This is a genomic window from Spiroplasma sp. NBRC 100390 (assembly GCF_001886495.1).
Classification (GTDB): Bacteria; Bacillota_I; Bacilli_A; order Mycoplasmatales; family Mycoplasmataceae; genus Spiroplasma.
Map to the genome: position 1 here is coordinate 222212 of NZ_CP018022.1, position 21376 is coordinate 243587.

The 21376-nt window shown below is 31.9% G+C and carries 31 protein-coding genes and 2 tRNA genes; 31 read left to right on the plus strand and 2 right to left on the minus strand.

Translation table 4 applies throughout. The features are described from left to right. Window positions 1–111: 111 nt before the first annotated feature. From S100390_RS00955 to S100390_RS00975, 5 genes are all read left to right on the plus strand, one after another. Window positions 112–978, plus strand: a complete 867-nt coding sequence (locus S100390_RS00955; protein ID WP_070406445.1) for an energy-coupling factor transporter ATPase — start codon at window positions 112–114, stop codon at window positions 976–978. Beyond that, entirely contained in the window at window positions 966–1883 is a 918-nt protein-coding gene (locus S100390_RS00960; RefSeq protein WP_070406446.1) for an energy-coupling factor transporter ATPase, read from the plus strand. The genes S100390_RS00955 and S100390_RS00960 overlap by 13 nt, the downstream gene beginning before the upstream one ends. Window positions 1884–1887: 4 nt before the next feature. Beyond that, window positions 1888–2853 (plus strand): energy-coupling factor transporter transmembrane component T family protein, encoded by a 966-nt coding sequence (locus S100390_RS00965; RefSeq protein WP_070406447.1) that lies wholly within the window; start codon window positions 1888–1890, stop codon window positions 2851–2853. Next, window positions 2853–3593 carry a tRNA pseudouridine synthase A gene (locus S100390_RS00970; protein ID WP_070406448.1) on the plus strand — a complete coding sequence of 247 codons (741 nt, stop codon included), beginning with the start codon at window positions 2853–2855 and terminating at the stop codon, window positions 3591–3593. Before S100390_RS00965 ends, S100390_RS00970 begins: the two co-directional genes overlap by 1 nt. A gap of 148 nt (window positions 3594–3741) precedes the next feature. Continuing rightward, a complete protein-coding gene (locus tag S100390_RS00975) occupies window positions 3742–4872 on the plus strand; it encodes a hypothetical protein (RefSeq protein WP_070406449.1) in 1131 nt (376 codons plus the stop codon). Between the two features lie 263 nt (window positions 4873–5135). Here the strand turns inward: S100390_RS00975 and S100390_RS00980 are convergent, their stop codons facing one another. Further along, window positions 5136–5507 carry a DNA-directed RNA polymerase subunit alpha C-terminal domain-containing protein gene (locus S100390_RS00980; protein ID WP_070406450.1) on the minus strand — a complete coding sequence of 124 codons (372 nt, stop codon included), beginning with the start codon at window positions 5505–5507 and terminating at the stop codon, window positions 5136–5138. 234 nt (window positions 5508–5741) lie between these two features. On the opposite strand from S100390_RS00980, the gene S100390_RS00985 reads away from it, so the two are divergent. From S100390_RS00985 to S100390_RS01015, 7 genes are all read left to right on the plus strand, one after another. Next, window positions 5742–5818 (plus strand) — tRNA-Ile (locus tag S100390_RS00985). A gap of 16 nt (window positions 5819–5834) precedes the next feature. Next, a tRNA-Ala gene (locus S100390_RS00990) sits at window positions 5835–5910 on the plus strand. Between the two features lie 278 nt (window positions 5911–6188). Beyond that, window positions 6189–7118 (plus strand): hypothetical protein, encoded by a 930-nt coding sequence (locus S100390_RS00995; protein ID WP_070406451.1) that lies wholly within the window; start codon window positions 6189–6191, stop codon window positions 7116–7118. Between the two features lie 98 nt (window positions 7119–7216). Beyond that, complete coding sequence (gene rplI / locus S100390_RS01000) at window positions 7217–7669, plus strand: 50S ribosomal protein L9 (protein WP_231918056.1); 453 nt, start codon at window positions 7217–7219, stop codon at window positions 7667–7669. Window positions 7670–7672: 3 nt separating this feature from the next. Continuing rightward, window positions 7673–9046, plus strand: a complete 1374-nt coding sequence (gene dnaB, locus S100390_RS01005) for a replicative DNA helicase (protein ID WP_070406453.1) — start codon at window positions 7673–7675, stop codon at window positions 9044–9046. A 65-nt stretch (window positions 9047–9111) separates the two neighbouring features. Then, window positions 9112–10326 carry a lipoprotein gene (locus S100390_RS01010; RefSeq protein WP_070406454.1) on the plus strand — a complete coding sequence of 405 codons (1215 nt, stop codon included), beginning with the start codon at window positions 9112–9114 and terminating at the stop codon, window positions 10324–10326. Continuing rightward, window positions 10326–10793: a 23S rRNA (pseudouridine(1915)-N(3))-methyltransferase RlmH gene (locus S100390_RS01015; protein WP_070406455.1), complete on the plus strand. Its 468-nt coding sequence runs from the start codon at window positions 10326–10328 to the stop codon at window positions 10791–10793. Before S100390_RS01010 ends, S100390_RS01015 begins: the two co-directional genes overlap by 1 nt. Before the next feature lie 36 nt (window positions 10794–10829). Here S100390_RS01015 and S100390_RS01020 read toward each other — a convergent pair whose 3' ends face one another. Then, on the minus strand, window positions 10830–11315 hold the full coding sequence (locus S100390_RS01020) for a hypothetical protein (protein ID WP_070406456.1): 486 nt from the start codon (window positions 11313–11315) through the stop codon (window positions 10830–10832). A gap of 309 nt (window positions 11316–11624) precedes the next feature. Between S100390_RS01020 and rpsJ the strand changes: the two genes are divergently transcribed. The 19 genes from rpsJ (at window position 11625) to rpsE (ending at window position 21372) form a co-directional block, all read left to right on the plus strand. Beyond that, window positions 11625–11933, plus strand: a complete 309-nt coding sequence (rpsJ, locus tag S100390_RS01025) for a 30S ribosomal protein S10 (protein ID WP_040092918.1) — start codon at window positions 11625–11627, stop codon at window positions 11931–11933. Window positions 11934–11997: 64 nt separating this feature from the next. Continuing rightward, window positions 11998–12768 carry a 50S ribosomal protein L3 gene (gene rplC, locus S100390_RS01030; RefSeq protein ID WP_070406457.1) on the plus strand — a complete coding sequence of 257 codons (771 nt, stop codon included), beginning with the start codon at window positions 11998–12000 and terminating at the stop codon, window positions 12766–12768. Between the two features lie 22 nt (window positions 12769–12790). Further along, window positions 12791–13417, plus strand: a complete 627-nt coding sequence (gene rplD, locus S100390_RS01035) for a 50S ribosomal protein L4 (protein WP_070406458.1) — start codon at window positions 12791–12793, stop codon at window positions 13415–13417. Then, window positions 13417–13704: a 50S ribosomal protein L23 gene (gene rplW, locus S100390_RS01040; protein ID WP_070406459.1), complete on the plus strand. Its 288-nt coding sequence runs from the start codon at window positions 13417–13419 to the stop codon at window positions 13702–13704. Before rplD ends, rplW begins: the two co-directional genes overlap by 1 nt. A gap of 55 nt (window positions 13705–13759) precedes the next feature. Next, entirely contained in the window at window positions 13760–14596 is an 837-nt protein-coding gene (gene rplB, locus S100390_RS01045; RefSeq protein WP_070406460.1) for a 50S ribosomal protein L2, read from the plus strand. An 85-nt stretch (window positions 14597–14681) separates the two neighbouring features. Further along, entirely contained in the window at window positions 14682–14957 is a 276-nt protein-coding gene (gene rpsS, locus S100390_RS01050; RefSeq protein WP_040092927.1) for a 30S ribosomal protein S19, read from the plus strand. Window positions 14958–14985: 28 nt separating this feature from the next. Next, window positions 14986–15324 (plus strand): 50S ribosomal protein L22, encoded by a 339-nt coding sequence (rplV, locus tag S100390_RS01055; protein WP_070406461.1) that lies wholly within the window; start codon window positions 14986–14988, stop codon window positions 15322–15324. Between the two features lie 19 nt (window positions 15325–15343). Further along, entirely contained in the window at window positions 15344–16102 is a 759-nt protein-coding gene (gene rpsC / locus S100390_RS01060) for a 30S ribosomal protein S3 (protein WP_070406462.1), read from the plus strand. After that, the gene (gene rplP, locus S100390_RS01065) at window positions 16102–16515 is read left to right on the plus strand and encodes a 50S ribosomal protein L16 (protein WP_070406463.1); all 414 of its coding nucleotides are present in this window, start codon (window positions 16102–16104) and stop codon (window positions 16513–16515) included. The genes rpsC and rplP overlap by 1 nt, the downstream gene beginning before the upstream one ends. Before the next feature lies 1 nt (window position 16516). After that, window positions 16517–17635, plus strand: coding sequence for a 50S ribosomal protein L29 (rpmC, locus tag S100390_RS01070; protein ID WP_070406464.1), 1119 nt, complete (start codon window positions 16517–16519; stop codon window positions 17633–17635). Beyond that, window positions 17632–17892, plus strand: coding sequence for a 30S ribosomal protein S17 (gene rpsQ / locus S100390_RS01075; protein ID WP_197490518.1), 261 nt, complete (start codon window positions 17632–17634; stop codon window positions 17890–17892). The genes rpmC and rpsQ overlap by 4 nt, the downstream gene beginning before the upstream one ends. A gap of 19 nt (window positions 17893–17911) precedes the next feature. Beyond that, on the plus strand, window positions 17912–18280 hold the full coding sequence (gene rplN / locus S100390_RS01080) for a 50S ribosomal protein L14 (RefSeq protein WP_070406466.1): 369 nt from the start codon (window positions 17912–17914) through the stop codon (window positions 18278–18280). A 13-nt stretch (window positions 18281–18293) separates the two neighbouring features. Next, complete coding sequence (rplX, locus tag S100390_RS01085) at window positions 18294–18614, plus strand: 50S ribosomal protein L24 (RefSeq protein ID WP_070406467.1); 321 nt, start codon at window positions 18294–18296, stop codon at window positions 18612–18614. 21 nt (window positions 18615–18635) lie between these two features. Continuing rightward, entirely contained in the window at window positions 18636–19178 is a 543-nt protein-coding gene (gene rplE / locus S100390_RS01090) for a 50S ribosomal protein L5 (protein WP_070406468.1), read from the plus strand. Between the two features lie 12 nt (window positions 19179–19190). Next, window positions 19191–19376 carry a type Z 30S ribosomal protein S14 gene (locus S100390_RS01095; RefSeq protein WP_070406469.1) on the plus strand — a complete coding sequence of 62 codons (186 nt, stop codon included), beginning with the start codon at window positions 19191–19193 and terminating at the stop codon, window positions 19374–19376. Between the two features lie 19 nt (window positions 19377–19395). Continuing rightward, window positions 19396–19785: a 30S ribosomal protein S8 gene (gene rpsH, locus S100390_RS01100; protein ID WP_070406470.1), complete on the plus strand. Its 390-nt coding sequence runs from the start codon at window positions 19396–19398 to the stop codon at window positions 19783–19785. Window positions 19786–19809: 24 nt separating this feature from the next. Beyond that, a complete protein-coding gene (gene rplF / locus S100390_RS01105) occupies window positions 19810–20349 on the plus strand; it encodes a 50S ribosomal protein L6 (RefSeq protein WP_070406471.1) in 540 nt (179 codons plus the stop codon). Window positions 20350–20370: 21 nt separating this feature from the next. Then, window positions 20371–20736, plus strand: a complete 366-nt coding sequence (rplR, locus tag S100390_RS01110) for a 50S ribosomal protein L18 (RefSeq protein WP_070406472.1) — start codon at window positions 20371–20373, stop codon at window positions 20734–20736. A gap of 18 nt (window positions 20737–20754) precedes the next feature. Then, entirely contained in the window at window positions 20755–21372 is a 618-nt protein-coding gene (gene rpsE, locus S100390_RS01115; protein ID WP_071890198.1) for a 30S ribosomal protein S5, read from the plus strand. Window positions 21373–21376 lie beyond the last annotated feature (4 nt).

The window sequence follows — 21376 nt, forward strand, 5'->3', positions numbered from 1 at the left end:
ATATTTATATATAATTAAATATGAAATTGGAAAGATAAAATTTCAATTAATATTTAAAAATATTAAGATATAATTAAACTATTATGTAATTAACATTGAGGATGAGAAAAAATGGCAAAAAAAGCAAAGAAAACAAATTCAAAATTAGAGAAACTAAATGATATTTCATTAAAATTAACTGATGTTGAATTTCGCTACCGTGAAAATCATCCTAATGCCGTTGATGGAGTGAGTTTTGAAATCAAACATGGTGAATATGTGACGATTATTGGCCACAACGGGAGTGGAAAATCAACAATTAGTAAAATTATTATTGGTGTTTTACGTCCCCAAAAAGGAAAAATTGAAGTTTTTGGCAATGAAGTTCATTCATCAACGCTAACTGGAATCCGTAAATTCTTAGGAATTGTTTTTCAAAATCCAGATAACCAATTTATTGGGTCAACTGTGCGCGATGATATTGCTTTTGGATTAGAGAATCGCCAAATACCACAAAAAGATATGCAAGCAATTATTGACAAAGCTGCTGCAAAAGTAGGAATGACTAATTTTCTTGACCATGAACCATTAATGTTATCGGGGGGACAAAAACAGCGTGTTGCGATTGCTTCGGCGTTAGCATTAGAACCTGATATCATTATTTTTGACGAAGCAACAAGTATGTTAGATCCAAAAGGACGGAAAGAAATTAAACAAATTATGGTTGATTTAAAAGAATCACGTGAAAAAACAATTATTTCAATCACCCATGATATGGACGAAATCTTAAATGCTGATAAAGTTATTGTAATGAATAAGGGGCAAATGGTTAAATGTGGAAAACCACATGAAATTTTGTATGATGAAGAATTCCTAAAATCAATTCATTTAGATGTGCCCTTTGTTTCGCGAGTAATTGATAGTTTACGTTTAAATGGATTAAATGTTAAAAATACGCTAGATCTTAGAGAGTTGGTGGATGAAATATGTCAAAAGTAAAAAAGAAAACTAAAATTGAGGCCTTACAAAACATTGACATTACATTTACCGATGTCTCTTATGTTTATGCACCAAAAACACCATATGAATATAAATCATTGCAAGATATTAATTTAGTTATTAAACCCGGGAAAATTACTGCTATTATTGGTTCAACTGGAAGTGGAAAATCAACTTTAATTCAGCACATTAATGGTTTATTAATTCCAACAACCGGAGTTGTTGATGCAAATGGTTTTATTATCAAGGCAAAGCAAAAACGGATCAGAAATATTAAACAATTACGAAAATCAATTGGTTTAGTATTCCAGTTTCCCGAATATCAGTTATTTGAAGAAACAATTGAAAAAGACATTATGTTTGGTCCAGTTCATTTGGGGGAGAGTAAAGACGTTGCTCGGGAAAATGCTAAGAAATATTTAACAATGGTTGGTTTACCATTAAATTATCTAGAACGTTCACCGTTTGACTTGTCAGGAGGACAAAAACGAAGAGTTGCGATCGCTGGAATTTTAGCAATGGAAGGAAATACGTTAATTTTAGATGAACCCACAGCGGGATTAGACCCTGAAGGAGAAGAAGACTTTATTAAATTATTTTCCCGGATTAATCAAGAACAAAATAAACGAATTATTTTAGTTACTCATAATATGGATCATGTGTTAGAAATTGCTGATGAAGTTGTTGCTTTAAAAGATGGGAAAATTGTTAAGATTGGAACACCTTTTGAAATTTTTAAAAACAAAGAGTTATTACAAACACTTTTAATTGAACCACCAAAGATTTATAATTTAATTTATCAATTAAAAGAAAAAGGATTTGATTTATCAGATGCTGACATCCGGAACATTGATGAATTAGCAAAAGAAATTATTCAACGTAAAGGTCAAAAAGGAAAGGGATAAAAAGATGCGCTTATCATTTGGACGTTATATTGCCTATAATTCCGTTGTTCATCGAATGGACCCACGGGTAAAACTATTTATGTTGTTATCATTAATGATATCAATCTTTTTTTCAACTGGTTTTACCGGCTATGCCATTCTAGGATTAACCATTTTTACGTTGTTTTTTTTAGCAAAATTACCACCACGATTGTTAGTATCATTATTAAAACCAATTTTATTTATGTTTGTCGTTTTATTATTAATTAACTGTTTTTTAGTAACCGATGGTTATATTGGTTGACACTGAGGTGGAAAAGCGACAGCAACTGGTCCTTTTGCACCAGGTGGAAAGAGCTGATTTGCTTTTTCGGAAAAAGCCGTTTTTAATGCGTTATATATGGCTTGTCGGATTTATTTAATGATTATGATTACAACAATTTTAACAGCAACAACCCAACCATTGGATTTAACATTAGCATTAGAGGATTTATTAAGTCCTTTAAAATTAGTTCGTTTCCCGGTTCATATTTTATCAACAATTATCTCGATTGCATTACGAATGATTCCAACACTAATTGAAGAGGCTGGTCGAATTATGAAGGCCCAAGCTTCGCGAGGGGTTGATTTTCGTAATGGTCACTTTAAAGATAAAATTAAATCAACAACAGCTTTGATTATTCCGTTATTAGTATCAGCTTTCCAAAAGGCAGAAGATTTAGCTTATGCAATGGATGCTCGTGGTTATGATCCTCATGCTAAGCGAACACGTTATCGTCATTATCTTGTTCATTTTCCAGATATTTTATTATTTATTTTTGGTGTTGGGGTTGCAAGTATTATTATTGCGCAATCAGTGACAATGGGTCAGTATCAAACTTTTTATGAGGTTTGATATTGAGGAACAAATGGCTGAACATTTGGAAAAATCCCAACTGGATTCTTACAAATTCGCATTCCCCATATTGATGATTTTGTTTTAGGATGATAATGTTATCGTTATTATTAACCCTTGAATATGATGGTTATGATTATAGTGGTTGAGTTAAACAAAAAAATGCAAGAACAATTCAAGGGGAATTGGAACGAGCATTTTTTGGCATTTGTCAGCAACCAATTTGAACATTAGGAGCTAGTAAGACTGATGCTGGTGTTCATGCTTGTGATCAAAAAGTTCTAGTTAAGATTCCTTTCCAACCACGAAACATAGCATTTTTTATTAAAACAATTAGTAAAAGTTTACCAATTAATATTAATATTAAAGGTTATCGAGTCGTTGCTGATAATTTTAGTGTTCGTACAACAAAACTAAAAGAATATGTTTATACGATTAATGATCATGCCTATGATCTCATTAATCATCGCTATGAATTAAAAGTTGATGAATTATTGAATATTAAAAAATTACATCAAATTAGTCAGGTGTTTGTTGGTGAGCATGACTTTGCTTATTTTTCGGGAGTAAAAAAAGGCGAAGAAATTACTACGCGTCGTATAATTAAGAAAATTTATGTTAAACGAAACAAAGCAAAAAAAATTGAGATTCATTTTATTGCAAAAGGTTTTATTCGTTATCAAATTCGGATGTTAACACAAAATATTTTAGCATGTTATTGGGGTAAAATTAGTTTAGAACAATTAACAAAAAATTTAAATTATCCCCCAGTTGGTCAAACAACAAAATATTGTGCAAAACCATATGGTTTATGTCTAAAAAAGATTAAATATTAGAGAAAGATAGGTTTTATCTTTTTTTATTTTTTAAAGCAATAATCTATTAATCAAAAAATAAATATGATACTATATATTATTTCTTTTTTTTATGCTATAATATATGTAATAGAGTATGGGTAGAAGATAGGGTAAATGAGGTGTAGTAATGAATAATGGCTTTTATATCTTACCAAATGAAGAAGGATATTTAGTGAAGTCACATGATACCAATAGTGAAATAGCATTATTTAGAAGTCGTCGTGATGCCGAAGTGTTTATTAGTACACTAACGTTATCACCATCAATTTCATCTGCAAATAATTATCCAGCAGTATCAACAGTTCCACAATATTCAACACCTCCACAACAAGTTGTTACTCCGTATCCTGCGGCTAGTGGTGCTTCGCCACAAGTTTTTTTTATTCAGCAACCAGCGCCAGCTCAGCAACCAGCGCCAGCACCATATCCATATTATCCAATGATGCCACCAATGCCACCGATGGGAATGCACCCGGGAATGTATCATGGCATGTATCCAAACAGCTGACCACAAAATAGTTGTGGTGGAGGATGCACTTGTGGCCATGGCGGATATAATGAACATTGAGACGAAGATTATCATAGAAAAGATTCTACGGAAAAAAAGTATCAGGGCAGTAGAAGGGATAATGATTTAAGAAAACGTGATGGTGATGATGATCATCAACAAAGTAATCGTGGATTTAGTGCCGAAAATAATGAGTTAAAAACCGGAACGGTTGTCTCAAATCTTAATGAAACTAAAACTGAATCAGGACAAACAGCACAAGGAGAACCAATAACACCTGTTACTGCACAGCAACAATATAATCCTGCGCCAACGATTGTTACAAATGAACCATCTTTAGAACAACAAGGAACTGAGTTACTTGGGGGCACCGTACCAACACCACAAACATTTGCAGAACAAGGTGCACCCACAGAACAACAACCAAATCAAAATCAAACTGGTATAGGAAATCCAGAATATTACGAACAGGCTTTTGTGACCAACCCGGTTTATATTAACCAAGATGAAACACAACAATCTCAGGCAGCAGTAAAACCAATTGATTTAAGCGATGATGATTTCTTTAGTTTTATTAATGATGATGATTTTAATCATAATCCAGAAATGTCAAAGAAAGAAACAAAACGTTTAGCAAAAGAAGAATTAAAAGCGGCAAAATTACAAGCAAAGTTAGAAAAACAAACTCGTAAAAAATCAAATCGCGCGAATGTTAATGATATTGAAGATTTAAATCCGATTGTAAAATAGAAAGTAATTTAAATTACTTTTGTAATGTTTCTTTTAACTAAAAATATATTAATAAGAACCTTTTCAGGTTGTTATTAATATATAAAGTTAGGAGAGACATTTTTATATGTTTAGAATTTGTGTTGTCTATTTCTAATTTTATTTAGTTTTTCTGCAAAAAAAATGAATAAATTATTTGCGATAATTTATTCAGTGTTGTTTATTTTTAAACCTAATTTTAAGTTAGAATTTAATTAAAAAATTATTTGCTAATTGATAGCAATTTAGTTTTCTTGCTTTTTATTAGTTACTTTGAAATGTCAATCTAATTCGTTCATTTTTTGTCTAATCTCGGCTAATGATTTTCTTGTTAAATTCTTAATGTTTTTAATTTCATCTTCTGTTTTTGACAAAAAATCATGTATTGTATAAATTCCTGATTCTTTTAAACAAATTTGTGTACGTTGTGTCATTTCTAAATCGTCAATACTACGATTTTCTAACTCTAAACGTTCTTGATATTCTATTGTTTCTCATTCTGTGTTTGCTGGTAAGACAGTTTGATTTTGAATATCATATGAATTATTAGCTATTAGATTTGGAATAGCTCCAAAGGTTATAGTTGTAATAATTAATAAGTTAAAAATTTTTTTCATTTGTTGTCTTCTTTCATTTTTCATAGTTGATATTAAAAATATTTTAGCATTTAATTTTTAACTTTTTAAGTGAAACTATATAGTCTGAATTACTTTTTTATTTTTTAAATTTTAGTAATATATTAAAATTTTAAATTGGATAAGGGCAATTAAAATTATTCCATTATTTTTTAAAATATTTTGGTTTTATAGTTGTTTTTTAAACAAAATTAATGTTATAATGATTTAGGTTTTCGGGCTATAGCTCAGTTGGTTAGAGCGCACCCCTGATAAGGGTGAGGTCGATGGTTCAAGTCCATTTAGCCCGACCATTTTTTATCTAATTTTGGGCCCGTAGCTCAGCTGGGAGAGCACCTGCCTTGCACGCAGGGGGTCGACGGTTCGATCCCGTTCGGGTCCACCATTTCAAGTATATTTAATTTAAATAAGAAACAAGAAACAATAAATAAAACATATCAAATTCCCATTGATATGTTTTTTTAATTTTTTAGAAAAAGTTATTTTATTAAAAGACAGATAATAAAGATTAATTTAAATAAATGGTCAAGCGTGAGTGTTAACAAGTAGATAAATTTTAATTAAGGGGTTATAAAAGTTTTAAGAAGGAGTACTTTAATTAATCCTGCTTTTTTGGTATAATATACCTAATATAGAAACAAAAAATATAATCAGGGGTGAAGTATGTCAATTTTTGATAAAAATGAAAATGAAAGATATGCATATTTTTTAACAAATTTTAAAGAAATTTTATCTGATTGGTCAGTGATGGTTAATGATCAATTTATTAAATCGTCGTTAGATAATTCATCAACTAAATTATTTGGTATGAATGTTGATAAGGCAATTATTTTTTTTAATATTAATTTAGAACTAAATAGTACCCTACGAGAATTAGGGGTTATAAAAGAAAGCTATAGTATTGATTTAATCAATGACTTGGAATTAGATTTAAATAAGAAATTGGACCAGAAAAAAGAACAAAAAAATTATGATGTAATTTATAATCAAATTGATACTTTTTTTGTTGAAGATTCAGAATTGTTAAAGTTTTGTGAATATACTTTAAATGTTGTTAATTTGTCAACAGAAACAGATGGTCCAAATATTATTGCTTTAAATAATTATAAGTCAATTGCCTTTGGCAGTTACTCAACTAAAATTCATGAATTATTAGATTGATTTGGAATTGATGTTGTTGATACTATTAGTAACGGTTATAAGGTCAAACGTTTTGGTGTAAAGGAAAATCATTTTGGTGGTAATAGAAAATTAAGACGAAAACCAGGATTTACATCAAAGCGATCATTTGATAATGATAATGATGAAGAAGAAAAAATTAATAAGGAAGCAATCTTTACGGAGTATTTTGCTAATAATGGTGATATCAGTGCGAAGTTAACGGTGTTAAATAAATTACTACCATTGTTAGAAGAAAAACGAGTAGATATTAAAGAATTTAATCCTAAGTTAGAATATGATATTTTTAGTTTTTTACAACATACAAAATATCGTAATTCATTAACATACCAAGAAGATCCTGATGCAGAAAAACGGTTAGACAAGGTTTTTAAAAAAGCCGTTTTATGTTTATACTTATTAGATATTGGCTAAAAACGAATTGTACAATTCGTTTTTTATTGTCTTTTTTAAAATGATAAAAGAAGTCTTTTTTTAAGATAGTTTTCCTATATAATTGATAATAGGTGATTATGATGAAAGTGATTTTAATTAAAGATGTTAAGGGAAAAGGTAAGATTAATGATGTTATTGAAGTTTCGGATGGTTATGCCAAAAATTATTTAATTAAAGAAGGATTTGCTATTCCAACAACCCCAACTAATTTAGCAAAGTTAAATGTTGTTTTGTCCGAACAAAAGGTTCAAGCAGCAGCAACTAAAGCAACGTTAGAAGCACTAAAAGCGACTTTAGAACAATTGACATTAAATTTTAAATTAAAAGTTCATGATAATAAAACTTTTGGTTCAATCTCGTTAACTCAAATTGAAGATCGTTTAGCAAAAGAATTTAATTTAAAGATTGATAAAAAGAAATTTCTTGATAATAATAATTTAACAAGTTTTGGGCTGCACTATTTAAAAATTAAATTAGCCCCTAATTTAATTGCAACTTTGAAAGTAATGGTCGATAAAAAGGAGAGTTAGGTAATGGATAACTTAAGTAAAAAAGAGTTAAATAAGATTAATGTTATTAATGATGCTGAAAAAAATGTTTTAGCAATTATTGCTCATTCAATTGCTGCAGCAGAAGAAGTTTTTTCAATTTTAACAGAAGAAGATTTTACAGTAATGAATTATAAAGTTATCTTTAAAGCCTTACAAGAACAATTCTTGGCTAAAGTAGCTATTAATATTACTACTTTAAGTAATTACATGTTAAAAAATAATATGTTAAATAAAATTGGGGGAATTGAGTTCTTAACAGATTTATTTCAATCATATACGACTGATGCAAATCTAACAGAGTATCTAGATATTATTATTAAAAATACAACATCACGTCGTTTAAAAGCAGTTCTTGAAAATATTCATCGTGAAATTGAAACTCATCAACCAATTGATGAAGTTGTTAGCAAAGCTGAAAAAGAAATTTTAGATGTAAAAAAAGAACGTAAAGGAAACTTATTTAAAACATCATTTGATGAGGTTGATAAAGTTTTACAAAAAATTGAATTGTTAGAGAATTCTGGTGAGATGTTAACAGGTAGTCCAAGTGGTTTTCGTGATTTAGATCGAATGACATCAGGTTTTCAAAAAGGAGATTTTATTATTTTAGCAGCGCGACCATCAATGGGGAAAACAGCATTAGCTTTAAACTTTGCTGTTAAATCTGCTGCACAATCAAAAAAAGCTGTGGCGATTTTTTCAGTTGAAATGCCAGCAGAACAATTAATCCAACGGATGATTGGGAGTTATTCGACCGTAGATTCAGCAAAAGTTCGTACCGGAAAAGGTTTACAAACGCGTGATTGAGAAAACATTACCAAAGCTGCTGATTTTTTAAAACAAACTAAATTGTTTATTGATGATACGCCAGGATTAAAAGTTATTGAATTACAATCAAAACTTCGAAAACTATGTCGTGAAAATGAAGTTGGATTAGTTGTCATTGATTATTTACAATTATTAAGTACAGGAACACATTTTGGTGATTCACGTCAGCAAGAAGTTTCAACTATTTCACGACAATTAAAAGCTTTAGCACGAGAATTAGAAATACCAATTATTTGTTTATCACAGTTATCACGATCAGTTGAAAAACGAGAAGATAAACGGCCAATTATGTCAGATTTACGTGACTCGGGGGCAATTGAACAAGATGCTGATATTATTATGTTTTTATTTCGAGAAGACTACTATGCAACACATGATCCAAATAATTTAGATGTTCCATTGGAAACAGAAAAAGCACAATTAATTTTATCAAAACATCGAAATGGGCCAACAGGTAGTGTTGAATTATTATTTGTAAAAAAACATGGTTCATTTGCTGATTATGGTTTGCAAAATTCTAAAATTTAGGTTAACATTTTAGATAGTAGCAGATGCAATTATATTAAATAAACGCTTAGGAAAAGAGGTCTAAAATGCGTAAATTATTATCACTTTTTACAGCAACAACTTTAATCACAACATCAACAACTTCACTTGTTGCTTGTAATACAACACCGCAAGGAAATCCGGTGCCTGTTTTTGTATATAATGGGAATCAAAAATTCAGTCATGCGCCAACAGTAACTGGAAAGTCAGTTAATGGAATTGATAATGCCGCTGAATCCGGGAAAGATGAAACAGGAGCTCCTTATGAATATGGTTTACAAGGGGGAAGAATGGGATTAATTAGTAATGTCATTGTTCCATTTTTAACGGGAATAAATTTAACAAAAGACAATAGTAAGACAACGGGAAAAGGAGCAAACTGAACACCTGAACAAATTGCGGCAGGATTGCAAGGACAAAAAGATAATATTATTACAAATGCAAAGACTGATGGTTCTGATCCGTTTGATAATACAAAAAAGATTGACCAAAAAACATTATGAAAAGAATTCTTTGCCAACTATTCAACTAGTTATGATTCATATTTTGAACAAGTAGGTGTAGTTGCAAATGAAAATCCAGCTGTTTTAGATCATACTAATCAAAATTTGATGACAATGACTGGTAATGCAGAAAAAACATCAAATAAGGATTGAGTGAAAGATCATACTTGAGGTACTAAGAAGGGGCCATACACACCGCCATCATTAAAAACTTTATCTCCAGTTGCGACAATTTTAGACTGATTAAATGATCCAAATAATAATTATAGTAAAGGGTTTGACCAAATTAATGAAAACCGTGGGTATCAATCAGCTCGTTATATTGCAATAACAATTCCAAATGTAACAATTCGCTTTGAATTTCAGGGTGAGCATAAACGCTTTACTTTTTCAGCGACAATTGATAAATTAGTTGCTTATGCTAATTACTTGGTTTATAAAAATCCAAATAGTAGTACGGACAAACCAACATATGCACATCAATGGTTTTTCCTTAGTTATGGTTTTTATGATTTTAGTACATTAAAAAATGATGATTATCATGACTATAATTTTAAGATTCCAGGTCTTAATATCGATCCAAATATTAGTATTGCCTTAGGATATGTTAAAAAGGGTGATAAGGATGGGATTTTAACAGCTGATGAAGATAAGAAAGTTGATAAAGAAGGTCAATTTCCGACATTATCACCAGATTATGCCTTTCCTGATTTAAAATGAAGAATTAATGTTGATTCAATGACAGATCAATACAATTAATGGATATTAAAATTTTAACAGTTGGTTCATTAGATAAAACTTTTTTGGTAACTGGATGTGCAATGTTTCTGGAACGCATCAAACATTATGCTAAAATAGAAGTCATTGAGATTAAAGAAATTATTAATAAAAATGAACAAGTGGCAATTAATGAACAAACAGCATTAGTCATAAAAAAAGTTTTAGATTATCCGGATTATTACAAAGTATTATTAGCTTTGAATGGCCAACAATTAACAAGTGAAAAAATTGCTGCTTTAATAGCAGATGTCAAAGATTTTAAAAAAGCAAAGTTAATGTTTATTATTGGTGGTAGTCATGGTTTTAATTCGGTAATCCAAACACAGGTTACTTTTCAATTAAGTTTTGGTGCAATAACATTACCGCACCAATTATGCCGTTTAATTTTATTAGAACAAATTTATCGTGGTTTTAAAATTATTAATAATGAAGTTTATCATAAATAAATTAGCAGTATAAAAAGTTCCCCTTTTTATATTTTTTTATTTTTTGACTCTTTTTTTCGGTTGTGTTCCTTGTCTCATCATTTCAATTTTTCGTTTTCGTGCTAATTCAGAAAGACCAGTTGTATTTTTTTCTAATAATAATTGACGATAATACGGACTATTTTTTTTCGCTAGTTTAACAACTTTAACACGGTCGGCAACAGTCATATTATTAACATCAATATAATTAGGGTCATCGGTTTTAAAAGCTTGTTTTCTTAATTGGTTATTCTTTTTTTGGGCATTTAATAGGATTTTATACATTGGATTATTTTTATCAATTATTTTTTTCTTATCAAGTTGTGGTTTTTTAGTTGTCTTGCGGTATACTTCATGGGCTCGTGATGTTTTACGTGCTAAATTATCAAACTCAATTTTAACTATTTGGGCTTTAAATTCCTGGATTTTTTCATAACGTAAATCATGCTCAACATTTGTTGATTTTTTTCATATGATGGTTTTATCATCTTTTTTGTTTGCCATTTTTCTCCTCACCTTTTGTTACTTTTATACAATAATAATTATAACGAGATTAAAAAAAGAATAAAAGGTAAGATAATATTTTTCTGTTATTGGGTATTATGAGCACAATAAGGACCATTAATTTCACTGCTTTTTAGATATTAATTTTTATTATTTTTTTCAAAAAATACTTGCATTATTGATTTTTATCCAATAAAATAAATTAGCATGTATATTCTGTGGAAACATCTTTTGTGGTCTATCTTTGATACACTGATAGGCGTTGTCAATGTTTACACAAAAAATATAAATAAATTAGGAGGAAAAGTAATGGCTCAAACTAAAATGAGAATAAAATTAAAAGGTTATGATCACCGTGTGGTTGATCAATCAATTCAAAAAATCATTGAAGCAGCCCAAGCCGCAGGAGTAAAAGTTAAAGGACCAATTCCTTTACCAACTGATCGTGAAATCATTACTATTTTACGTGCAACTCATAAATACAAAGATTCGAGAGAACAATTTGAAATGAGAACACATAAAAGAATTATTGACATCATTAATCCTGATGGTCCAAAAGTAATTGATACTTTAAAACGTGTTCAATTACCAAGTGGTGTTGAAATTGAAATGAAATAAATAACCGTTCTTAAATTTAATTTATCAGCAAGATATACATGACGTATTTTCAAGGAGGAAAGAAATGAAAGGAATCTTAGGACGCAAAATTGGTATGACACAAGTTTTTGCTACCGATGGTAGATTAATACCAGTTACAGTAGTTGAAGTACAACCTAATGTTGTTTTACAAGTATTAACTAAAGAAAAAAATGGTTATCAAGCACTTCAAATAGCTGTCGAAGATAAAAGAATTAACTTGGTTTCAAAACCAGACCAAGGACAATTTAAAAAAGCGAATACAACACCTAAGCGCTTCGTTAAAGAAATCAGAAACATGGATGGCTATAATTCTGGCGATATTATTAAAGCTGATATCTTTACTGCTGGGGAATTCGTTGATGTAACCGGAACTTCAAAAGGAAAAGGATTTACAGGTTCAATCAAACGACACAACTATTCGCGTGGACCAATGGGCCATGGGTCAGGATACCACCGTGGAGTTGGGTCAATGGGACCAATTGCTCCAAACCGCATTTTAAAATCGAAAAAAATGCCAGGACATATGGGAACTGAAAAAGTAACAATTCAAAATTTAGAAGTAGTTGCAATTGATACGGTAAAAAACGCCTTATTAGTAAAAGGTTCAATTCCGGGACCAAACAAACAGTTTGTAGTTATTAAAGAAACAATCAAAGGTTTAACACCAAAAACACCAACAGAGCTAATTAAAAGAACTGTTGACCCAAAAACACCAGAATCCGAAATTAAAACAGAAAAACCAGTTGACACAGTTGCTGAAGCACCTGTTGAAGCAGCACCAGCAACTGATGCACCAGCATCGGTTGCAGAATAGTTTTGTAGAAAGGAATTTTAGAATGAAATTACAAGTACTTGATGCGAAGGGAAGTAGCATTAAAGAAATTAGTGTAAATAAGACAATCTGAGGGATTGAGCCACATCAACAAGCAATGTTTGATGCTGTTGTCGCGCAACAAGCTTCAATGCGTCAAGGCACACACAAAACTAAAACAAGAACTGAAGTATCTGGTGGGGGAAGAAAACCTTGAAGACAAAAAGGTACTGGTCGTGCTCGCCAAGGGTCAATTAGAGCACCACAATGAAAAGGAGGAGGGATTGTATTTGGTCCAACTCCAGAAAAAAATTACTTGAAACATGTTAATAAAAAAGTAAGAAAATTAGCAATTAAATCGGCGTTATCATTAAAAACACAAGATAAAAATTTAGTGGTAATTGATCAATTTGGAATTGAACAACCTTCAACAAAAGCAATGGTTGAGGTTTTAAATAATTTAAAAGTTAATGATGAAAAATTACTAATCATTACAACAGAAGGTGATGAAGTTAATTTTAAATCATCACGTAATATTAAAAAAATAAATATAATTACATCCGCTGGAATTAACGTTTATGATTTGCTAAATGCTGACAAGTTATTAATAACAGAACAAGCAGTAAAAGCAATTGAGGAGGTGTACGCATAATGCATATTACAAATGTCATTAAAAAACCAATTTTATCAGAAAAAACATATCGTAATATGGCTGATGGTGTTTACACTTTTGAAGTAGCACGTACTGCTAACAAAGTTCAAATTAAAAAAGCTTTTGAGAAAATCTTTGAAGTAAAGGTTGAAAAAGTTAATGTTATTAATTATGACCCAAAAGAAAAGAAAATGGGAAAATTTGTTGGAGAAACAACTTATACAAAACGTGCAATCATTAAATTAAAACCAGGAGAAAAATTAGATTTATTAGGAGAAGATAAATAATTCCAGGAGACACTATCTGGGACTGTTTATTGGCGAAATAGGAGGATAAATAAAAATGCCAATTAAGAGTTTTAAACCAGTTACACCGAGTCGTCGTAATATGACAACATTAGATTATTCCGTACTAACAACTGATCGTCCGGAAAAATCATTAATTGAGACTCGGAAAAGACATGCTGGTCGTAATAACCAAGGGGTTATTACCACAAGACATAAAGGTGGCGGTCATAAAGTTAAATATCGAATTATTGACTTTAAGCGAAATAAAGATGATATTGTTGGCAAAATTGTCACAATTGAATATGATCCAAATCGTAATGCCTTTATTTGTTTAGTTAATTATGTTGACGGTGAAAAAAGATACATCTTAGCACCAAAAACAATTAAAGTTGGAATGCAAATTATTAGTGGTGAGAAAACTGATATTAAAGTTGGAAACTGCATGCAATTAAAAAACATTCCAGAAGGGACAGTACTTCATAATTTAGAATTACGTCCTGGCAAAGGTGGACAATTAGCGCGTGCAGCGGGTTCATCAGTTCAATTACTAGGGAAAGATGAAGATGGTAAATATGTTACAATTCGACTAACTTCTGGTGAAGTTCGCAAGGTTTTAGCTGAATGTCGAGCAACTATCGGAGAAGTTGGAAATGAAGACTATGGCTTAGTAAATTGAGGAAAAGCAGGACGTAACCGTTGACGCGGAATTCGCCCAACTGTTCGTGGATCAGTTATGAACCCGAATGATCACCCACATGGAGGAGGAGAAGGAAAAGCTCCTGTTGGGCGTAAAGCACCAATGACACCATGAGGTAAAAAAGCATTAGGAGTAAAAACTCGTAATAAGAAAAAAGCTTCAACTAAACTAATTGTTAGAAGACGTACTAAATAATCTTGCTAATTAGAGTCAAATATGACTAACAGTAGTTGAAAGTAAAGATTAAAATTAGAGAGATTATTTAAAAGGAGGTACAACAATGTCACGAAGTCTAAAAAAAGGACCATTTGTTGATAAACATTTGCAAAAAAAAGTTGAAGCATTAAATGCAATAAATAAAAAAGAAGTTGTTAAGACTTGATCAAGAAGAAGCGTTATTTTCCCTGAATTTATTGGTCATACATTTGCCGTACATAACGGGAAAGAACATATTCCCGTTTATGTTACTGAAGATATGGTTGGTCATAAATTAGGAGAATTCTCACCAACGAGAAAATTTGGTGGCCATGGCGATGATAAGAAAAAGAAAAAATAATTAAATTCAGAAAGTGAGTATTATATAAATGGATGTAAGAGCAAACTTAAGAAGTATTCGAATATCGCCACGAAAAGTTAGATTGGTTGCCGATTTAATTCGTAACAAAAAAGTGGGAGACGCAATAGTTATTCTTAACAACACAAACAAAAAATCATCAGTACCAGTTCAAAAATTAGTAAAGTCAGCAGTAGCAAATGCTGTTAACAATAATGGGTTGGATGCTGATCGCTTATTTATTAAAGAAATCTTCGTTAACGAAGGACCAACATTAAAACGATTCCGTCCTCGTGCCCACGGACGAGCATATGAAATTTTAAAGAGAACAAGTCACATCACAGTTACTGTTAGTGATGGGCAGCAATAAGAAAGGAAGATAACAAGATATGGGTCAAAAAGTTAGTCCAACTGGATTACGTGTTGGAGTTATTAAAACATGAGATTCAAGATGATATGCTGAAAAGCAAGATTATGTGAATTGATTGCATCAAGATATCAAAATTAGAAAAGCTCTAATGAAAAAATTAAAAGGAGCTAGTGTTTCTAAAATTGAAATTGAGCGAACAAAAAAAGAAATTGTTATCTTTATTAGAACTGCTCGTGTTGGTGTTGTCTTAGGGCAAGAAGGAAAAAACATCGCAGAATTAGTAAAACTAGTAAGAGTTACAATTGGTGATCGTAAAATGGAAGTAAAAATTAATGTTGTTGAAATTAAAAACCCTGATACTGATGCACAATTAGTCGCAAATACAATTGCGGAACAAATTGTTAATCGTGCATCATTTAGAACTGTGCAAAAGTTAGCAATTAAAAAAGCAATGAAAGCTGGTGCTCAAGGGATTAAAACTTCTGTCGCAGGACGTTTAGGTGGCGTTGATATGGCTCGTACCGAAGGATATACCGAAGGAACAGTGCCATTAGCTACTTTGCGTAGTGATATTGATTATGCTTTGGCTGAAGCTTTGACAACTTATGGTCAAATTGGTGTTAAGGTTTGAATTTGTAAAGGTGAAATTTTAAGTAAAGATTTAGTCACAACTAGTGATGAAAAACCAAAATTTGAACGAAGAGATTTTGATCGTTCAAATAATAATCGTCGTGAGTATCCACCAAGATCACATTCTGCTCCTAAGGAGGCAAAATAATGTTAGTACCAAAAAGAACGAAATATCGTCGTCCACATCGGATTAAATACGAAGGAAAAGCAAAAGGGAATACTAAGGTTGATTTTGGAGAATTTGGATTACAATCACTAGACGGAGCATGAATTACAAACCGTCAAATCGAAGCAGCACGGATTGCCATGACTCGTTATATGAAACGTTGAGGAAAGGTTTGAATTAGAATTTTTCCCCATATGGCAAAAACCAAAAAACCATTAGAAGTACGGATGGGATCAGGAAAAGGTTCACCAGAAGAATGAGTAGCAGTAGTTAAAACGGGAACTGTTATGTTTGAAGTGGCAGGAGTTTCAGAAGAAACAGCCCGTGAAGCGTTACGTTTAGCAATGCATAAATTACCGGTGAGATGTAAGATTATAAAAAAAGGAGAAGAGTAAGATGAATGATTTAAACAAAAAATCAGTTGAAGAGTTAAAAAAACTGGAAGAAGAATCACGCGCTGAATTATTTGCTTTAAGATTTCAATCAGCTATGGGAAACTTGGAAAAACCACATCGCATTCCTGAATTAAGAAAGCAAATTGCTCGCATTTTAACAATCTTATCTTCTCGTAAAAAAGCTGGTGAAAACACGGCAATTAATGTCAAAATTAATTTAAGTGAAACATACGCTAAAATTGAAAAAGAATCACAGGAATTTGCAAAACAACGCAAAGCTAAAATTGATGAAATAATGGCAGCACAAGAAGCTTCAGAAGACAACATGGCAAGTTTAATGGATTTACCATTAACTGATGCGATGGAAATAAGTGATGAAGCAGTAAATCTTGAAACATCTGCTCAAGCGGATGACAAAAAATCAGCAGCGCCAAAAGCAGAGACAACAAAAAAAGTTGAGCCAGCGCTGGCTAAAAAATCAGCAGCACCATTGAAAGAAAGTAAATCAGCTGCTGAAAAAACAACAGAGCCAGTGGTAAAAAAACCAGCGGACAAAAAATCAGTAGCCCCTGTGGCAAAGAAAGAAGCTGACCAAGCGGCGTCAAAAGCAGCACCAAGGGTGAAAGCAACGCCAACAGCAGCTTCAAAAACCCCTGTGGCAAAGAAAGAATCTGCTAAACCAGCAGGGGCAAAAGATGCTGCTTTAAAATCTTTAATTAAAAAGAACGAAGCAGCAAAAGCAGCAAGTAAACCAACTGCTCCAACAACAAGTAATAAATCAACAGTAACCGTTAAATCAGTTACTTCGGCAAAAGCAGAAATTGAAGTGTCAAAAGTAACAAAAAAACCAGCGGGAACTAATACTGCAAAAAAAGATGTGGAACTTAATGCTAAAGAAAAATTAGCCGCAATGAAAAGTTCAATTTCAATCGGAACTGCAAAAGGTCGCGGCACAGGTGTTAAAATCAATTTAGATTTAAAAGCAAAAGACCCAAAAGCATCAGAGTATACTTATGGGACAAATTGAAAAGAAAACCGTGATAAAATTTTAACTGCAGGAAAAACAACAAAAAAAGCCGATGATAAAACAACCACTAAGAAAGGGACAGGGAAAAAATAATGGAAAGAAATAGTCGAAAAGTGCTACAAGGCCGCGTTATTTCAGATAAAAGTGAAAAAACAATTACTGTTTTAGTTGAAACATACAAAAACCACCCATTATATAAGAAACGTGTTAGATATTCAAAAAAATATTTAGCACACGATGAACTCGAACAAGCACATATTGGTGATAAGGTAAGTATTATGGAAACACGACCTTTATCAAAAACTAAACACTTTCGTTTAATTGAAGTTATTGAAAAAGCAATTGGTTAATTAAGAAGAGGAAAAGAAAATGATCCAACAAGAATCAAGATTAAAAGTTGCCGATAACTCCGGAGCAAAAGAAGTGTTAGTAATTAAAAACTTAGGTGGTTCATGACGTAAGTTTACTAATATTGGGGATATTGTTGTATGTACCATTAAAAAGGCCACTCCCGGTGGAATTGTTAAAAAAGGGCAAATTGTTAAAGCAGTTATTGTTCGCACAAAACGCGGATTAAAAAGAACCGATGGAACACAAATTCAATTTTCAGAAAATGCAGTAGTTTTAATTAAAGACGATAAAACACCACGGGGAACACGTATTTTTGGTCCAATTGCCCGTGAAGTTAAGGATGCTGGATTTGGAAAAATCGCATCATTAGCACCAGAAGTATTATAGGAGGGACTAAGTTATGAGTAAAGTTAAATTTAAAAAAGGTGACTTAGTCAAAGTTGTAACGGGAAAACACAAAGGGACTGAAGGACCAATCATCCGTGTTTTACGTGAAAAAAATCGTGTTGTAATTGAAGGAATTACCAACATTAAACATGTTAAACCTTCACAAGATAACACAGAAGGAGGAATTCAACAAGTTCCTGCTTCAATTCATATTTCAAATGTTGCATTAATTGATCCAAAGAACAAAAAAGAAATTACTAAAATCAGTTATCAAGTTGCTGATAGTGGTAAAAAAGTTCGCATTGCTCGTAAGTCAAAAGCGCATTTAGCGTAAAGAAAGGAATAATTATTAATAATGAATGTTGATTTAGAAAAAAAATATAAAGATGTAATTGTTAAAGAGTTATTCAAAGAGCAAGGTTATCAGTCAATTATGCAAGTTCCTGTTGTTAAAAAAATTGTTGTTAACATGGGAGCTGGCGATGCAGCACAAAATAGTAAAGTAATCGAAGATATTACAAATGAATTAGCGTTAATTACTGGGTTACATCCAGTTGTTACCAAAGCAAAAGGTTCAATTGCGGCTTTCAAATTACGTGAAGGAATGCCAATTGGAGCAAAAGTTACATTACGTGGTAAAAAAATGTATCAGTTTTTAGATAAACTAATTAATATTGCTTTACCACGAGTAAGAGATTTCCGTGGAGTTAGTTTAGACGCTTTTGATGGGCGTGGAAATTACACCCTAGGAATTAAAGAACAAATTATTTTTCCCGAAATTGACTATGATAAAGTTAAAAAAATTCGCGGAATGGATATCACAATTGTCACAAATGCAACTAATAATAGCGACGCTCATGCATTATTAGTCAAAATGGGAATGCCATTTAAAAAATAGGAGGAAAGAAATATGGCCAAAAAATCATTAAAAGTTAAACAACAACGCCATCCAAAATTCAAGGTAAGAGGTTATACTCGTTGTGGAAACTGTGGGCGACCTCATGCTGTGTTACGTAAATTTAATTTATGTCGTTTATGCTTTAGAACTTTAGCATACAAAGGACAAATTCCTGGGGTTAGAAAAGCTTCATGATAGAAAGAGAGACTAATTAATTATGATGATTGATACAATCGCTGATATGTTAACAAGAATTCGAAACGCTAACCAACGTTTACACAAAAGTGTGAACATGCCTTCAAGTAAAATGAAAGTAAGAATTGCTGAGATTTTAAAAGAAGAAGGTTACGTTGAAGATTTTAAAGTATCAGGAGATGTGAAAAAAGAATTAAGTTTAACTTTAAAATACAAAGGAAAAACAAAAGTTATTTCAGGATTAAAAAGAATCTCAAAACCAGGATTAAGAGTTTATGTAACCGTTGAAAAAGTACCTCAAGTTTTAAATGGGATGGGAATTGCAATTATTTCAACAAGCCAAGGAATTATGACTGACAAAGCAGCAAAACATGCTCACTTAGGTGGGGAAGTTATTGCTTATGTTTGATAGCAAACTTTAAAGGAGAACAGAAAAATGTCTCGAATTGGTAATAGAGAGTTAAAAATTCCAACAGGTGTCGAAGTAACAATTCAACCAAACAATGTTATTGTCAAAAGTACAAAAGGGCAATTAGAACAAGCAATCCCAAGTGTTATTACAGTTAACGCAAAAGATGGCATTGTGACAACAGAAAGAGCAAATGACGTGAAACATAGTAAGCAACTACACGGAACCATCAATTCTTTAATTCAAGGAATGTTGGAAGGTGTTAGCAAAGGTTTCAAAAAAGAATTAGAAATTAATGGGGTTGGTTATCGTGCTGCTTTAGCAGGTGATAAATTAACCTTAAACTTAGGATATTCACATCCAATTGAATATAAAATTCCACAAGGAATTACCATTACCCTTCCCAAACCAACACAAATTGTTGTTGAAGGAATTTCAAAACAATTAGTTGGGGAAGTAGCAGCTAACATTAGAAATTATCGTAAACCTGAACCTTACAAAGGAAAAGGGGTTAAATACAAAGATGAACATATTATTCGTAAAGAAGGGAAATCTGCTGGTAAATAGCAGAAGAGAGGAAGAACAACAATGGCAAATTCACAAAGTCAAAGTCGAAGCGCAAAACGTAAAAAAAGACATTTCCGTGTTCGCGCAAAAATTAATGGTACTTCTGCAATTCCCCGTCTAAATGTGTTCAAGTCAAATGGGCATTTCTATGCCCAATTAATTGATGATGTTAAGCAAACAACAATTGTTGCTGCCTCAACATTAAAAATGGCAGATTTAAAATCAACAAGCAATATTGTTGCAGCAAAAAAAGTTGGAACTGATATTGCAAAAAAAGCACTTGATAAAAAAGTTACAACGGTAGTATTTGATCGTGGTGGGTATTTATACCATGGTAAAGTAAAAGCATTTGCAGAAGCTGCGCGTGAAGCAGGATTAAAATTTTAAAAGGAGCAATAAGAAAATATGGCAGAGAATAAAGCAGGTTTAACACCAAATACTGGGACACCAACATCAGGGCAACCACCAAAAGGCGATTTTTCACGAAATAATCCTCGCCAACCACATCAACGTTCAGAACGAAACTTTGATCGTCGTGGTGAGGATAATATGTTTGAAGAAAAAGTAGTAACAATTCGTCGTGTGACAAAAGTTACTAAAGGAGGACGCCACTTCCGTTTTGCGGCAGTTGTTGTTATTGGTGATAAAAAAGGTCGTGTTGGGTTTGGAACTGGAAAAGCAAATGAAGTTCCTGATGCAATTAAAAAAGCAATTAAAGAAGCAAAAAAACAATTAGTAAAAGTGCCTTTAGTTGGAACAACAGTTCCCCATGAAATTATTGGTCATTTTGGAGCCGGCAAGGTTTTAATTAAACCAGCGCGAAAAGGAACCGGAGTTATTGCCGGGGGACCAGCGCGGGCAGTAATTGAACTAGCAGGTTTAGCAGATGTTTATACAAAATCATTAGGATCAAATACACCAATTAATATGATTAGAGCAACATTAGATGGTTTACGCAATTTACGAACAGTTGAACAAATTGCTAAATTACGTGGTAAAACCCCTGAAGAATTACAAGGATAAGAGG